11 protein-coding genes are annotated in these 14,793 nt (G+C 76.1%); 6 read left to right on the top strand and 5 right to left on the bottom strand.

Annotated features, from left to right (window positions below; translation table 11 throughout):
• Window positions 1-47: 47 nt before the first annotated feature.
• The 3 genes from ppsA to polX all read left to right on the top strand — a co-directional run bounded on the left by ppsA (window position 48) and on the right by polX (window position 4,672).
• Entirely contained in the window at window positions 48-2,522 is a 2,475-nt protein-coding gene (ppsA, locus tag IEX99_RS04020) for a phosphoenolpyruvate synthase (RefSeq protein ID WP_188898720.1), read from the top strand.
• Between the two features lie 6 nt (window positions 2,523-2,528).
• Window positions 2,529-2,837: a hypothetical protein gene (locus IEX99_RS04015; RefSeq protein WP_188898719.1), complete on the top strand. Its 309-nt coding sequence runs from the start codon at window positions 2,529-2,531 to the stop codon at window positions 2,835-2,837.
• Window positions 2,838-2,944: 107 nt separating this feature from the next.
• Window positions 2,945-4,672 carry a DNA polymerase/3'-5' exonuclease PolX gene (gene polX / locus IEX99_RS04010; protein WP_188898718.1) on the top strand — a complete coding sequence of 576 codons (1,728 nt, stop codon included), beginning with the start codon at window positions 2,945-2,947 and terminating at the stop codon, window positions 4,670-4,672.
• 279 nt (window positions 4,673-4,951) lie between these two features.
• Here polX and IEX99_RS04005 read toward each other — a convergent pair whose 3' ends face one another.
• The 3 genes from IEX99_RS04005 to IEX99_RS03995 all read right to left on the bottom strand — a co-directional run bounded on the left by IEX99_RS04005 (window position 4,952) and on the right by IEX99_RS03995 (window position 7,104).
• On the bottom strand, window positions 4,952-5,566 hold the full coding sequence (locus IEX99_RS04005) for a hypothetical protein (RefSeq protein WP_188898716.1): 615 nt from the start codon (window positions 5,564-5,566) through the stop codon (window positions 4,952-4,954).
• 146 nt (window positions 5,567-5,712) lie between these two features.
• The gene (locus tag IEX99_RS04000; protein WP_188898714.1) at window positions 5,713-6,090 is read right to left on the bottom strand and encodes a cytochrome c3 family protein; all 378 of its coding nucleotides are present in this window, start codon (window positions 6,088-6,090) and stop codon (window positions 5,713-5,715) included.
• 210 nt (window positions 6,091-6,300) lie between these two features.
• On the bottom strand, window positions 6,301-7,104 hold the full coding sequence (locus IEX99_RS03995; RefSeq protein ID WP_188898712.1) for a MaoC family dehydratase: 804 nt from the start codon (window positions 7,102-7,104) through the stop codon (window positions 6,301-6,303).
• 220 nt (window positions 7,105-7,324) lie between these two features.
• On the opposite strand from IEX99_RS03995, the gene IEX99_RS03990 reads away from it, so the two are divergent.
• The gene (locus tag IEX99_RS03990) at window positions 7,325-8,734 is read left to right on the top strand and encodes a flavin monoamine oxidase family protein (RefSeq protein ID WP_188898709.1); all 1,410 of its coding nucleotides are present in this window, start codon (window positions 7,325-7,327) and stop codon (window positions 8,732-8,734) included.
• 104 nt (window positions 8,735-8,838) lie between these two features.
• On the opposite strand, the gene IEX99_RS03985 is transcribed toward IEX99_RS03990, so the two are convergent.
• Window positions 8,839-9,867: a Bug family tripartite tricarboxylate transporter substrate binding protein gene (locus IEX99_RS03985; RefSeq protein WP_188898707.1), complete on the bottom strand. Its 1,029-nt coding sequence runs from the start codon at window positions 9,865-9,867 to the stop codon at window positions 8,839-8,841.
• 698 nt (window positions 9,868-10,565) lie between these two features.
• Between IEX99_RS03985 and IEX99_RS03980 the strand changes: the two genes are divergently transcribed.
• Together IEX99_RS03980 and IEX99_RS03975 are read left to right on the top strand one after the other, a co-directional pair.
• On the top strand, window positions 10,566-12,023 hold the full coding sequence (locus IEX99_RS03980; protein WP_188898705.1) for an ArnT family glycosyltransferase: 1,458 nt from the start codon (window positions 10,566-10,568) through the stop codon (window positions 12,021-12,023).
• Window positions 12,024-12,055: 32 nt separating this feature from the next.
• Window positions 12,056-13,609, top strand: coding sequence for a hypothetical protein (locus IEX99_RS03975; protein ID WP_188898703.1), 1,554 nt, complete (start codon window positions 12,056-12,058; stop codon window positions 13,607-13,609).
• Between the two features lie 102 nt (window positions 13,610-13,711).
• On the opposite strand, the gene IEX99_RS03970 is transcribed toward IEX99_RS03975, so the two are convergent.
• A complete protein-coding gene (locus IEX99_RS03970; protein ID WP_188898701.1) occupies window positions 13,712-14,773 on the bottom strand; it encodes a lysine-2,3-aminomutase-like protein in 1,062 nt (353 codons plus the stop codon).
• Window positions 14,774-14,793: the final 20 nt, after the last annotated feature.

Below are 14,793 nucleotides of genomic sequence, written 5' to 3'. Positions count from 1 at the left end.
CCGGCGGCACCGGCGGAGGAGAACGGCCGCGCCGCAGGAGGAGACCGATGCCGCACCCGGACAACAGCCTCATCGCCTGGTTCGAGACGCTCGGCATCGAGGACGTCCCGCGGGTCGGCGGCAAGAACGCCTCGCTCGGCGAGATGATGCGCGCGCTCTCCGCGCAGGGCGTGCGCGTCCCGGACGGCTTCGCGACCACCGCCGCCGCCTACCGCGCCTATGTCGAGGCCAACCGCATCGAGCCCGCGATGCGCGACCGGCTCGCCGCGATGCAGCAGGGCCGCGCGACGCTGCACGAGACCGGCGAGGCGATCCGCCACCTGTTCCTCGAGGGCGAGTTTCCCCCCGACCTGGCGCGGGCCATCCGCGAGGCCTACCGCGAGCTGGCGCGGCGGCGCAGCGCCGACGCCCCCGCGGTCGCGGTGCGCAGCAGCGCCACGGCCGAGGACCTGCCGACCGCGAGCTTCGCCGGCCAGCAGGAGACCTTCCTCAACGTGCGCGGCGAGGCGGCGCTGCTCGAGGCCTGCCGGCGCTGCTACGCCTCGCTCTTCACCGACCGCGCCATCAGCTACCGCGAGGCGCAGGGCTTCGACCACCTCGCGGTCGCGCTCTCGATCGGCGTACAGATCATGGTGCGCTCCGACCTCGCGGGCGCGGGGGTGATCTTCACCATCGACACGGAGACCGGCTTTCCCGGCGTCGTCGTGATCAGCGCCGCCTGGGGCCTCGGCGAGACCGTCGTGCAGGGCACCGTGGACCCCGACAAGCTTCTCGTCTTCAAGCCGCTGCTCGACGACCCGCGGCGCGTGCCGATCGTCGAGAAGACCCGCGGCGGCAAGGAGCGCAAGCTCGTCTACGCCACCGGCGGCAGCGCGCGTACCGCGCTCGAGGAGACGACGCGGCGCGAGCGCGAATCCTTCGTGCTGGAGGACGCGGAGGCGCTGCGGCTCGCCCGCTGGGCCGTCGCGGTGGAGCGCCACTACGGTCGCCCGATGGACCTCGAATGGGCCAAGGACGGCGAGACCGGCGAGCTGTTCATCGTCCAGGCGCGCCCTGAGACGGTGCAGGCCCGGCGCGCGCAGGCCGGGACGCTGCGGAGCTGGACGCTCAAGGAGCGCCGCGCGCGGCCGCTGCTGAGCGGCGCCGCGGTGGGCGACGCGATCGCCGTCGGCGAGGCCTGCGTGATCCGGAGCGCCGAGGACATCGCCCGCTTCCGCGACGGCGCGATCCTGGTGACCGAGGCGACCGACCCCGACTGGGTGCCGATCATGAAGCGCGCCGCCGGCATCGTCACCGACCACGGCGGCCAGACCAGCCACGCCGCGATCGTCAGCCGCGAGCTCGGCATTCCCGCCGTCGTCGGCACCCAGCGCGCGACGGCGGTGCTGCGCGACGGCCAGACGATCACCCTTTCCTGCGCCGAGGGCGACACCGGCCATGTCTACGACGGCCGGCTCGAATTCGCGGTGGCGGAGATTGACCTCGGCGGCCTGCCGAGGACGCGCACGGCGATGATGCTGAATCTCGCCAACCCCGCCGCGGCGCTGCGCTGGTGGCGGCTGCCGGCCGCCGGGGTCGGCCTGGCGCGGATGGAGTTCATCATCAACGGCCACATCCGCATCCATCCGATGGCCCTGGTGCGCTTCGACGCGCTGGAGGACGCCGAGGCGAAGCGGCGGATCGCCGACCTGACGCGGGGCTACCCCGACAAGTCCGAGTACTTCGTGGACCGGCTGGCGCGCGGCATCGCCAAGCTCGCCGCCCCGTTCCACCCGAACCCGGTGATCGTCCGCCTGTCCGACTTCAAGAGCAACGAGTACGCCCACCTGATCGGCGGCGCCGCGTTCGAGCCGTCGGAGGAGAACCCGATGCTCGGCCTGCGCGGCGCCTCCCGCTACTACAGCGACCGCTACCGCGAGGGCTTCGCGCTCGAATGCCGCGCGATCCGCCGCGTGCGCGAGGAGATCGGCCTCGCCAACGTCGTGGTCATGGTCCCCTTCTGCCGCACGCCCGCCGAGGCCGACCGCGTGCTCGCCGAGATGGCGCGGCACGGGCTGCAGCGCGGGCGCGAGGGGCTCGAGGTCTACGTGATGTGCGAGATCCCCTCGAACGTCATCCTGGCCGAGGAATTCGCCGCGCGCTTCGACGGCTTCTCGATCGGCTCCAACGACCTGACCCAGCTCGTGCTCGGCGTGGACCGCGATTCGGCGGAGCTCGCCCCGCTGTTCGACGAGCGCGACGCCGCGGTCAAGCGCATGATCGCCGACGTCATCCGCCGTGCCCATGCCTGCGGCGTCAAGGTCGGGATCTGCGGCGAGGCGCCGAGCAACCACCCCGACTTCGCGGAGTTCCTCGTCGAGCAGGGGATCGATTCGATCTCGCTCAACCCCGACAGCTTCGTCGGGACCCTGCGCCGCGTGGCCGAGGCCGAGGCCCGCCTGGACCGGGCCCGCGGCGCCGCCGAGCGGGATCGAGCCGGGGGCGGCGCGGCCGCGCCGCCCAACGCCGGGACAACGAGGTGAGGCGCCATGAGCAGCGGGACCAACGTGCTGGCCGAGATCGGGGCCGAGCGGACTCGGCAGGACGCGCAATGGGGCGGCGCCGCGCACGACGACGCCCTGCCGATCGACGAATTCGTGCGGCTGATCACCGATTACGCCGGCTGGGCGCGCGTGAAGGCGCGCGAGGGCTCGCGGGTCGAGGCCCGGCAGCGGCTGATCCAGGTGGCGGCGCTCGCGGTCGCCGCCGTCGAGAGCCTCGACCGGCGCGGCGCCCCCCGGGCCGAGGCGGCGCCGCCAGCCGCGGCGCAGCCTGGCGAGGGCCTCCGCTGGGAGTGAGCCTCGTCGCTCGGCGGCGATTGCGCCGGATCAAGGCCCGCCCGCCGCGGACGCGGAATGGAAGGCGCCGGCGCGCCGCGGTCCGGCCGCCGCGGCAGGGAGGGCGAATGCCGGTCGCCAACGCGGACATCGCCGGCGAGCTCGACAGGCTCGCCGACCTGCTGGAGATCGAGGGCGCCAACCCGTTCCGCGTCCGCGCCTACCGCCGCGCGGCCCGGGTGGTCGAGGCGCTGCCGCGCAGCGTCTCCGACATGCTCGCCGCCGGCGAGGACCTCGACGCGCTGCCCGGCGTCGGCAAGGACCTCGCCGGCAAGATCGCCGCCATCGCCGCCGGCCGCCGCCTGCCGCTGCTCGACGAGCTCGAGCGCGCGTTGCCGCCCGGCGTCACCGCCCTGCTCGCCCTCCCCGGCCTCGGGCCGAAGCGGGTGCGCGCGCTGCACGAGCGGCTGGGCGTCTCCGACCTCGCCTCGCTGGCCGAGGCGGCGCGGTCGGGCCGGCTGCGCAGCCTCGCCGGCTTCGGCCCGACCATCGAGGCCCGGATCCTCGAAGCGGTCGCCAAGGGCGCGGGCCAACCCGCGCGGCGCAAGCTGCGCGCCGCCGAGCAGGTGGCCGAGCCGATCCTCCGCCACCTGCGCGCGGCGCGCGAGGTCCTCGCCGCCGAGGTCGCCGGCAGCTACCGGCGGCGGCAGGAGACCGTCGGCGACCTCGACCTCGTCGTCGCCAGCACGGCGCCGGAAGCGGCGATCGCCCACTTCCTGCGCTACGAGGAGATCGCGCGCGTCGCCGAGCGCGGCCCGACGCGCAGCATCGTGGCCCTGCGCAACGGCATGCAGGTGGATCTGCGCGCGGTCGAGCCCGCCGCCTACGGCGCCGCGCTCGCCTACTTCACCGGCTCGAAGGCGCACAACATCGCGCTGCGGCGGATCGCCGCGGAGAAGGGGTTGAAGCTCAACGAGTACGGGCTGTTCCGCGGCCGGCGGCGGATCGCCGGGCGCACCGAGGAGGAGGTGTACGCCGCTCTCGGCCTCCCGCTCATCCCGCCCGAGCTGCGGGAGGACCGCGGCGAGATCGCGGCGGCGCAGCGCGGCGCGCTGCCGCGCCTGGTCGCCCTCGGCGACATCCGCGGCGACCTGCACGCGCACACCGACGCGAGCGACGGCCGCGCCGGGCTGCGCGAGATGGCGCGCGCCGCGCAGGCGCGCGGCTACGCCTATCTCGCGGTCACCGACCACAGCCGGCGCCTCGCGATGGCGCACGGCCTCGGCCCGAAGGAGCTCGCGCGCCAGATCGCCGAGATCCACCGCCTGAACGCGCGGACCGCGCCGGGCTTCGTCCTGCTCGCCTCGGTCGAGGTGGACATCCTGGAGGACGGCCGTCTCGACCTCCCCGACCCGATCCTGCGCGACCTCGACCTGGTCGTCGGCGCGGTCCATTCGCGCTTCGACCTTCCGCGCGAGAAGCAGACGGAGCGGCTGCTGCGCGCGATGGACAACCCCTGCCTCGACATCGTGGCGCACCCGACGGGGCGGCTGATCAACGCGCGGCCGCCCTGCGCCCTCGACCTGGAGCGGCTGCTGCGCGCGGCGCGGGAGCGCGGCTGCCACTTCGAGCTCAACGCCCAGCCGGACCGGCTCGACCTTCCCGACACCGTCTGCCGGCTCGCCAAGGAGATCGGTGTCCGGCTGGCGATCTCGACCGACGCCCACGGTACCGAGGAGCTGGAGTTCATGCGCTACGGCGTGGACCAGGCGCGGCGCGGCTGGCTGGAACCCGGCGACATCCTCAACACCCGCGCGCTGCCCGAGCTGCGGGCAATGCTGCGCCGGCGGCGCTAGGGCTTTTTCGCATCGTCCGCGGATACCCAGAGCGAGCGAGGTTGTTTGCGCACCCGGTTGGGGTGAGGGCGGCGTGGCGCGGGCCGCGCGCAACCGTTGGCGCGGCGGCGCGGGCGATCCTGCGCGGCCCTCCTCCCGGCGCCTCCGCGGGGGCCACGGCCCGGCGGAGGCGCGCGGCGGACGAAGCCCGGCCGAGCGATCCCGCCCAGCCCGACGCCGCTCGTCGCCCCGGACATGGCGGCGGCGCCGAGGCTCCTGCGTGCCATGCGGCCTCCTCGCTCACGCGGCCGGTGCGGGCGCCGCCCGCCGCCGCACCTCGCTCCACCACCACGCGGCCCAGGCGGCGAGCGCGGGCGCGAGCAGCGCGTCGAGCCAGAGCGGCGGCGTCCCGCGCGGCGCGTCGGGCCTCACCAGCCACCACAGATGCCCGAGATGCTGCACGACCAGCAGCGCGGACACCGCGCCGAGCCGGATCGGCCCGCTGCGCGGCGGAATGGCGATGACGATGGCGGCGACCAGAGTGGGCATGACCAGGCCGAGCTCAAGCCAGGCCCAGGCGCCGGCACGCCGCAGATACCATGCCGATTCCGCCGGCAGGTCGGCCATCCAGACCACGACGAACTGCACGAACCACCGCCACAGCGTCAGCAGGGCGAGGGCGAGCAGGGCGCGCCGCCCGGCGAGCGCCGCCCGCTCCGCCTCGAGCGTCGCGGCGGGATCGTGCAGCGACAGCACCGCGGCCTCGAGGAAGGGATCGGTGGCGCCGAGGCTCGCCGGGTGGGCGGGGTTGCCCTCGACCTTCGCCGCGTGCCCGGCCCGAGTGCGGACCAGCACGCCGCGGCCCAGGCCCTGCAGCTCCAGCGCCATGGTGTAGCGCGGCGCCTCGTCCGGCACGCCCCGCGCGCGCCGGGAGCGGCCGGCCGATCCCCTCCGGCGCCGGATCGCAGCCGGCGGCGCCGGCGAGCGCGAGCGAGGCGGCCGCGAGGCGCAGCACCTCGCGCCGGTCGGGGGCGGGTCCGGCGGCGCGCGCATTCCCGCCCTCACCGATGGCAGACGGAGCAGCGGGTGAGCGGCGGGATCTCCACCCCGGAATGCCGCAGCCGCGGCGCGCCTGCGCCGCCCGGCCGGCAGCCGTCGGGATCGGCGCCGCCGCCATGCCGGTCGCGGTCGAAGGCCGCCGCCGCAGGGTGCCGCTGCGCCTCGGGGTTGCGGTGGCAGCCCAGGCACCAGCCCATGGACAGCGTGCGGACCTTCTCGGTTCGCGGCATGGTCCAGACCGGACCGTGGCAGGTCTCGCAGGCCATGCCGGCCTGGATGTGGACGGCGTGGTGGAAGCGCGCGTGCTCCGGCAGGCGGTGGACCGAGCGCCACAGGATGGGCGTGCCGAGGGCGAGGCTGTCATGGAGCGGCGCCAGCACCGCCGCGCCGGTCAGGCCTGGAGGCGCGCCCCCGGCCGGGCCGCCGCATCGCCTGGCCGGGACGGAGAGCGGCCCGGGGTCGGCGGCGGGGGCGCGACCGCCCCCCTCCCTCTCCTTCGCGCGGCGCGGCGCGTCCCCCGACGGCGGCGCGGATTGCCGGCACGACGCGCGCGACCAGGGCGCCGCCGCGCCCTTCCGGCCGTGGCCGCGTCAGTCCGCGCGGCGCGGCCGCCAGATGGCGGTGTGCAGCACGTGCGCGACGGGGCGCCGCCGATCCGCCGTCACCAGCGCGTCCAGCTCCACGATCCGGTGCCCCTTGCGCTCGGCATTCGCGAGCACGCGGGCGGAGACGGCGAAGGTCTCGCCGACCCTGGCGAGCGAGAGGTTGCGGATCCTGCTGCCGACGTGGATCCACGGCCCGAGCACGACATTCTGCGTCAGCGCCCGGTTGCAGAGGCGCAGGATGAGGCCGGGGTGCACCAGCCCCTCGGCGGCGTAGAGCGGATCGGCCTCGGAGATGCCCCGCAGGTACCCGGCGAGCGCCTCGGTCGTGATGCGCTCGGGCGCCGTGCAGAGCCAGGCGCCCGGCGCCAGCGTCGCCTCGCTGGCGGGCGGGCGCTCCGCCGGCGGCGCATTCCAGGGGCGGTCCTCCGCCGTCGGCCCGACGTCCGGCGGCTCGTCGGGCATCCAGGCGCGGCCGGCGGCGCAGGGCGTGCCGCCGCTCTCGACGCGGAGGGCCAGGGCCGCCCCGTCCTCGGCCTCGGCCGTCACGCGCACCGGGGCGCCGTCATAGACCGGCTTCAGGAAGCGGCACTCGGCGGCGCCGCGCACCAGCCAGTCCCGGCCCCAGCGGGAGACGACCGGGTGGCAGGCATAGGCGTAGACCTCCACCCCGGGGACCAGCGCCCCGGCGAAGCCGAAGCGGCGCGCGACCTCGTCGTCGTGGATCCGATTCTCGGAGGCGCGCGAGAGGTTGTTCGCCCGCACCTCGTAGGAAAGCACCGCTTCGACCATGGCCGCGTACCCGTCCTCGCCCGCGCCGGCAGGATCGCGCGCGGGGCGGACGCCGTCCATGGCCGGTGTCGCGCCCGCAGCGCGACCGCAGCGCCCGTCTGGCACTTCATGACGGGTGGAATTCGATTCCCGGTTGCGTATCGCACGTTCCGGCTGCAGCCTGCCGACGCGGTCGGATCGTGCGGCTCCCGGCACGGCGCCCGGATTGGCGAGGGACCTCATGGCGGATCGGGACGAGCCGGCGCCGCGCTTCACGCCCGCCCTGCGCCGGCGCGACCTCGCGCGCCTGCTGCTCGGCGCGGGCGCCCTGCTGGCTGCCTCGCGGAGCGGGGCGCAGGGCGCCGCCCGGCGCCGGCAGCGCATCCTCGTGCTCGGCGCCGGCATCGCCGGGCTCGCAGCGGCGCGCCGGCTGCACGATGCGGGCCACGACGTGACGCTGCTCGAGGCGCGCGACCGGCTCGGCGGCCGGCTGCACACGGTGCGCTTCCGCGGCGTCCCCCTCGACCTCGGCGGCGCCTGGATCCACGGGCCGGAGGGCAACCCGCTGACCGAGATCGCCGACGCCGCGGGGATCCGGCGCCTCCCCACCTACGACGCGCGCTCCGTGGTGCACGACGCCGACGGCCGCGCGCTGCCGCGCGAGGAGGTGGCGCGGATCTTCGAGATGGTCGGCCGGCTGATCGCGCCGGACAGCCCGCTCGCCTGGCGCGGGGCGCGCGACGTCAGCCTGGCCGAGGCGGTGCCGCTGCTCGATCCTGCCATGGCCGCCGATCCCTACCAGCGCCGCGTTGCCGCCTGGCTCGGCGCCTATGTCGCGGGCTATGCCGGCGCCGACCCGGCCGAGGTCTCGGCACGCGGCTGGTTCGCCGGCGACGGCGAGATCCCGGCGGAGAACCACCTGCTCTCCACCGGCTACGCCGCGATCGTCGAGCATCTCGCGCGCGGCCTTGACATCCGCCGCAGGCAGGTGGTGACGCATGTGCGCCTGACCGGCGCCGGCGTGGCGCTGGCCACCGCCGGGCGGGTGTGGGAAGGGGACCGCGCGGTGATCACCCTGCCGCTCGGCGTGCTGAAGCACGGCTCGGTCGCCTTCGATCCGCCGCTGCCCGCGGCCAAGCAGGGCGCGATCGCGCGCATCGGCGTCGGGCTGCTGAACAAGATCGTGCTCGGCTTCGAACGGCGCTTCTGGCCGGACGAGGTGGACTTCCTCCGCTACCTCGCCGAGGAGGCGCCGAGCGCCGCCCCCGAGATGGTGAGCCTCGCGTCGCATCTCGGCGCGCCGGTGCTGGTGGCGCTGGTCGGCGGCAGCGCCGCGCGCCGGATCGAGCGGTGGCGCGACGACGAGGCGGTGGCGGCGGTGATGCGCGCGCTGCGCGCCATGTTCGGCACCGCCGTGCCGCGTCCGGTCGAGGCGCGGGTCACGCGGTGGTCGCGCGACATCTTCGCCCGCGGCGCCTACTGCTACCTCCCGGTCGGCGCGACCGCGGAGGACCACGCCGCTCTCGCTGCCCCGGTCGGCGGCCGGCTCCACTTCGCGGGGGAGGCGGCGACGACCGAGGCCCCGTCCTACGCCCATGGGGCGCTGATCGGCGGGCGCCGTGCGGCCGAGGAGATCCTGGCCGCGTCGTGAAGGCCCGCCGTGGCGTCCGGCAGGGCGCACCGCCGGGGCGGGAAGGGCCGGCGAGGCGGCGCAGCCGTCGCTGCGCCGCCCGATGCGCGCAGCCGGCGCCCTCGTCAGTCGAGCCGGATGTTCGCCACGCGGGCGACCTCGCGCCAGCGCTCGAGCTCGGCCTCGATCGTCGCCGCGAAGGCCTCCGGCGTCGTCGGCGAGGGCACCGCGCCCTCCCCCTGGATCAGCCGGGCGAAGTCCGGCTCCGCGAGCACCGCGTTGGCAGCCGCGTTCAGCGTGCGCAGCAGCTCCGGCGGCAGGCCGCGGGGGGCGAACAGCCCCCACCAGATCTCGGCCTCGTAGTCGAGGCCCGTCGCCTCGCGCACCGTCGGCCCGGGCGGCGAGCCCGCCGGCGCCCCCGGCGCGGTGTAGGCGAGCAGCTTGAGCTTGCCGTCGCGCACCGGGCCGGCGGCCGAGGCGAGGGTGGTGATCAGGATCTTGATGTGGCCGGCGAGCAGGTCCGTCACCGCCGGCGCCATGCCGCGATAGGGAACGTGCTGCAGCCGGATGCCCGCGCGCTGCGCGAACAGCTCGGTGACGAAGTGGCCGACGCTGCCCGGGCCGGAGGACCCGTAGTCGATCTCCCCCGGCCGCTCGCGCGCCAGCCGGATCAGGTCGGCGACCCCGGTCGCGGGGAAGTCGGGCGCGGCGAGGATGAAGAAGGGCGAGCGGGCGAGCAGCGCCACCGGCACGAAGTCGCGCCGCAGGTCGTAGGAGGTGCGCTGCACCACGGAGGTGGTGACGAAGGTCGAGGAGGTGACCATCAGCGTGTAGCCGTCGCCCGGGCTCTGCGCCACGGCCGTGGCGCCGATCGCGCCGCCGGCGCCGCCGCGGTTGTCGATCACCACCGGCTGGCCGAGCCGGACCTGCAGCCGCTCGGCGAGCGGGCGGGCGATCACGTCGTTGCTGCCGCCGGGCGGGAAGGGAACGATGATGCGGACCGGCCGGTTCGGATAGGCGCCGGCCGCCGGCCCGGGCTGCGCGATGGCCGCGCGGTCCGCGGCCGCGGCCGCGCCGGCCGCCGCGGCGCCGGCGAGCAGAAGACCGCGGCGCGCGACCGGGACGCCGGGGCGGTCCGCCTGGGAACGCTGCACGTTGCTCCTCCAGGGTTGTGCCAGGGGTGCGCGCAGCATCGCACGGCGCCGGCGCCGCGTCATGGCCGCCGCCTGCCCCGCCGCGCCGCGCGGCAGGGAAGTCGGCGGTCTCCGGCTCGCCTTCCGGCGCGGTCTCGCGGCGCGTCCAGGCGAAGGGGCGGCGTTGCGGCCCTCAAAGGAGGTCAGCGGTAGAGGATGCCGCAAAAGCCGGCCGCGCGGTGCCGGCGAGGCAGCGCGGGACGAAGTGCCCGGGCGTCCACGGGCTGTCCGGTCGGGCCGCAGCCGGTGGAACGCCGCGTCGAGTCCCGCCGTCAGCAGGGGCGCCCCGACTCCCGCGGCGGGCCGCGCTGCGCCGGCCAGGTCGAGCAGGCCGCGGAGCCGGCGCACGCGCCAGCGCCGCACCCGGACGATCACGCGGCGCCGGGGCGGGACCGTCTCCGCGCGGACGGCGCAGCGCGCCGAGGCGAGGCGGAAGACGCGCCGACCGTGGCGATTGAACCGTCCCTCCTGGCGCGTGGCGGGCGGCGGGCCGAGCGCCGCGGCGTCCCCGGCGTCCGGGAGGCCGCGCACGCGTTCGTGCGGCCTCCCGGACGCCCGGCAAGGCTACTGCTCGGTCTCCCGTTGCCGCCATCGGCGCGCGATCGCGAATCCTCGGTCGGCGCAGCGCGGGCGGTTCCAAGCGGAAGGGCCGAGCAGTGGTGGCTGCGCTTCCGACCCGAAGACCGGCGCCGGCGTCGCCCTCGACCGGACGGGACGGGGGCGGGCCTCTCCGCCTCGGCCTGTCCGTCTCGCTCGGGCTGGTTCTCCTCTCCTCCGCGGCGGGGCTGGTCCTGTGCCTCCGCTACGTCGGGCTCAGCCGGGCGACCCTGCCGGCCCTCGCGGGCTGGTCGCTCATCCTCTGTCTCGTCGGCGTCATCGCCGTACGCCTGGCGCCGTCTCCGGGCCGCGCGCTGGCTGCCGCCCTCGCCGCCGGTCTGCTGGCCCGGATCCTCGCCTTCGCGTTCGTCCTGGAGGGGCGCCCCATCGGGGGCGACCCGACGATCTACACCGGGATGGCGCGGCATTTCATCTCGTCGGGCGAGCTGGTCCATTTCGACGAGCACCACCGGCAATATCAGTGGGCCTTCTTCCCTCCGGCCTATCCGGTCCTGATCGGCTTGTTCCAGCTCGTGTTCGGTTTCAATTCTTGTTCGATATTCATTTTGCATCTCGCGATCGACGCCTTCATCATTGCCTCGATATTCCATCTCGGCGTCCGGCTCCAGGGTCCGGAAGCGGCGGCGCTCGCGAGCACGGTCTACGCGCTGTGGCCGACCCTGATCTGGCTGGCGGGGTTCCCGCAGAAGGAGACGCTGAGCATCGCGCTGGTCTGCCTCAACGCCGCCAGCCTGCTGGCGCCGTCCCGTCCGGCCCGCCTCGGCTGGCGCCGGGCGATGGCGTTCGGCGGGAGCTGGGGGGCGCTCGCGCTGACGCAGCCGGCGCTGGCGCTGTTCCCGCCCCTCCTCGGCCTCGTCCTGCTGCGCCGCCAGCCGTTGCGGGCGACGGTCGCCTTCGGCCTTCGCGCCGGCGTCATCCTGCTTCTGGTGATGGGGCCGTGGTGGGCGCGGAACCATGCCGTTCTCGACCGCTTCGTGCCGCTCACGACCTCGGCCGGCTGGGCGCTGTGGGTCGGGAACAATCCCGGCGCCACCGGGGAGTGGATGCCGCCGCCGCCGGATCTGGTCGGCCTGCCCGAGGCGGAGATGTCGGACCGGGCGGCGTCCAAGGCGCTGCGGTGGATCGCCGAGAACCCTTCGGAGTTCCTCGTGCGCACCGCGAGGAAGGTCATCCTCGGGCTGGGGAGCGACCGGCACAGTTTCGGCGCGATAAGGGATTTCCGCGACATTCCGGGAGAATGGATTTTCGCCACCCTGGCCACCCCGCTGCAGATGTATCATCTTGCCGTTGTTTTACTCGCCTTCTGTGCCGTCATGGATGGAAGGCGGGTTCCGGCGGAGTTGTGCGTGATCTCATTTCTTTCAGTTCTCTATATCGTTTTGGTGGAGGGATGGTTCGAGTTCTCCGAACGGCACACCTACTTTGCGCGGCCGTTCCTCGCCCTCCTCGCGGCGTCGTTCCTGGCCGGGCGCTTCGGCCGATCGGCGCATCCGGTATGAGGCGGCAACGATTCGGTGTAGCCTCGCCCGCGATGACCACCGCCCGCCGAGGGCCGCGCGGCGTCGCCGCCCTCCGCGCGGCCGCCTCGGTCGCGGCCGCCCTCGCCCTCTCCGTCCTGCCCGCTCCCCCTGCCGGTCCGGCGCGGGCGCAGACCGCTTCCCCGCCCCCCGCCGCCCTCGCCAAGCCGCCCCCCGCGCCGCCGGGCGCCGCCTGGCTCCCCGGCACCCTGCTCCCCGGCCGCTCGACCAACGGCCTGCCGGCCGTCCTCACCCCCGCCGTCCCCCTGCCGCCCCTCCCCGCCCCCGCAGCCGCGGGCATGCCGAGGGGCGCCGTCTCCCCCCTCCTCCCCCCCGACCTGGCGGAGGGCCTGCGCCGCGGCACCCTCCCCTTCACCATCGCCGTTCTCCGCCGCGGCACGGCGGTGGAGTTCAACGGCAGCATCGTCCCCGGCGCCGCCCGGGCGCTGGAGGCCGCCTTGCGCGGCCCCGGCCGCGACGCCCGCGTCCTTCACCTGTCGGGCCCCGGCGGCCTGCGGGCGGAGGGCATCCGCATGGCGGAGGTCGTCAGCCGCCATCGCCTCGACACCTTCGTCGCCGCGCAGTGCAACTCCGCCTGCGCCATGGTCTTCCTCGCCGGCCAGCGGCGCACCATCCTCCGCGGCGCCATCCTCGGCTTCCACCGCGGCACCCCCGTCGGCCTGCGCCCCGACCAGACCGAGGGCGTTCCCCTCGGCGCCGAGCTCCGCAACGCCTTCCGCCGCGCCGGCATCCCGCGCTGGTTCCTCGACCGCGTGGATGCCACTCCGCCCGACATGCTCTGGATCCCCACCGCGGAGGAGCTGCTCGAGGCCCGCTACGTCCACCGCGTCACCACCGACGGCGCCGGCTTCTCCGCCGGCCTCCCGCCGGCACGCGCCGGGATCGAGGACATGCCCGCCCTGTTCCGCCGCGTCGGCGGCCCCTTCGCCGCCGCCGTCGTCGCCCTCTATCCCGGCCTCCTCCCCGCCGCGGCCGAGGAGGTCCTCGCCGCCTACAACGACGGCGCCGCGCCCGAGGAGCTGCAGGAGCTCGTCCTGCGTGCCGCGCTTCCGCCGGCCCTCGCCCTCCTCCCGCACGCCCCGGATGCGGAGGCCCTCGCCGCCCTCGGCGCTCTCGGCATCATCGCCCAGGCCGCCTCCGTCTCCGCCCCCGAGCTCTGCCCCGCCCTCGTCGCCGGCGGCCGCCTGCGGGTCGCCGCCCTCGCCGCCCTCGCCGGTCCCGCCGCCGCGGTGCGCGACCAGGCGCTGGCGACGCTCCCTTCCGTCCTCCTCGCCGCCTCCGGTCCCGCCCGGGCGGGCCCGCCCTCGCCCGATGCGCTCGCCACCCCCCTCGGCCGCCTCCGCGCCCGCCTCGATCCCAAGCTCGCCCCCCCGCAGCGTCCGGTCGCCGCCCGTCTCCTCCACCTCGCCGCCCCCGCCAGCGCCGCCTCCGCCCCCTCTCCCCGGCATCACTGCGATGCGCTCGCCGCCCTGCATGCCGAGGTCGCGCTGATGCCCGCGCCCGATGCCGGCCTCCTCGCCCGCCACCTCCTCGCCCTCGGCCGATGACTCCGGCGGCCACCTCGCGTCCGGCCGCACTGCCGCGGACCCGGACCGCGCCGCGCCAGCGCAACGAAGCGGCGGGTCAGCCGCCGCGCCGCCCGCGCGGCCTCATCCGCCGCCCGGCGCCGGCGCCTCGAACGCCGGCCCGAGCGGCACCTTGCCCCCGCCCCCCGGCGTCTCCTGCACGTAGGTCGGCCAGGCGAGGCCGCTCACGCGCCCGCGCAGCGCGCGCAGCAGCGCCCGCCCCTCCTCCACCGGCACCTCGAACCGCGCCGTCCCCGGCGCCCGGTCGAGCTGGTGCAGGTAGTAGGGCTTCACCCGGTGCCGCAGCATCGCGCGGAACAGCGCCTCCAGCGCCTCCACCGAATCGTTCACCCCCCGCAGCAGCACGCTCTGCCCGAGCAGCGCCACCCCGGCCGCGGCGAGCCGCCCCAGCGCCGCCCCCGCCGCCGGCGAGAACTCCCGCGCGTGGTTCGCGTGCACGCAGAGGAACAGCGGCTTCCCCGCCCCTCCCAGCACCTCCGCCAGCGCCGCCGTCACCCGCTCCGGATCGGCGACCGGCACGCGGCTGTGGATGCGCAGCACCTCGATGTGCGCCATCGCCCCGAGCCGCGCGAGGATGCGCCCGAGGCGGCGCGGCGAGAGCATCAGCGGGTCGCCCCCGGTGAGGATCGCCTCGCGCACCGCCGGGGTGCGGGCGAACCAGTCGAGTGCGGCCTCGAGCTCGGCCTCGCCCAGCAGGCCGCCCTCCGGGCCGACCACCTCGCGGCGGAAGCAGAAGCGGCAATAGACCGGGCAGGCCAGCAGCGGCTTGAGCAGCGCGCGGTCCGGATAGCGGTGCACCACGCCCTTCACCGGGCTGTGCGGGCCGTCCGCGGTGGGATCGGAGACCTCCCAGGGCGCGGTGGCCAGCTCCTCCGGATGCGGGACGTACTGGCGCGCGATCGGGTCGGCGGGATCGGCGGGAGCGATCAGCGCCCGCACCGCCGGCGTGACGGCGATGGCGTAGCGTTCCGCGACCCGCGCGATCGCGCCCTCGGCCTCCGGCGCGACGAGGCCGGCGCGGACGAGCGCGGCGGCGTCGCGCAGCGTGCGTGCCGGCCCGGCGCGGCGCGGCGGCGCGGCGGGGGCCGCGCGGGCGGCTGGGCGGGGCGGGGCGCCATCGGGCATGGTCGCGCCGAGTAGCCCCC

The sequence above is a fragment of the Caldovatus sediminis genome (assembly GCF_014644455.1).
In the GTDB taxonomy this organism is placed as follows: Bacteria; Pseudomonadota; Alphaproteobacteria; order Acetobacterales; family Acetobacteraceae; genus Caldovatus; species Caldovatus sediminis.
The sequence above is the reverse complement of the archived record's forward strand: the minus strand, read 5'-3'. Positions and strand labels throughout refer to the sequence as shown.

Excerpts from the sequence above, each read along its gene's own strand:
- ppsA (WP_188898720.1), top strand. The coding sequence starts at position 48 with ATGCCGCACCCGGACAACAGCCTCATCGCCTGGTTCGAGACGCTCGGC.
- IEX99_RS04015 (WP_188898719.1), top strand. The coding sequence starts at position 2,529 with ATGAGCAGCGGGACCAACGTGCTGGCCGAGATCGGGGCCGAGCGGACT.
- polX (WP_188898718.1), top strand. The coding sequence starts at position 2,945 with ATGCCGGTCGCCAACGCGGACATCGCCGGCGAGCTCGACAGGCTCGCC.
- IEX99_RS03995 (WP_188898712.1), bottom strand. The coding sequence starts at position 7,104 with ATGGTCGAAGCGGTGCTTTCCTACGAGGTGCGGGCGAACAACCTCTCG.
- IEX99_RS03990 (WP_188898709.1), top strand. The coding sequence starts at position 7,325 with ATGGCGGATCGGGACGAGCCGGCGCCGCGCTTCACGCCCGCCCTGCGC.
- IEX99_RS03975 (WP_188898703.1), top strand. The coding sequence starts at position 12,056 with ATGACCACCGCCCGCCGAGGGCCGCGCGGCGTCGCCGCCCTCCGCGCG.
- IEX99_RS03970 (WP_188898701.1), bottom strand. The coding sequence starts at position 14,773 with ATGCCCGATGGCGCCCCGCCCCGCCCAGCCGCCCGCGCGGCCCCCGCC.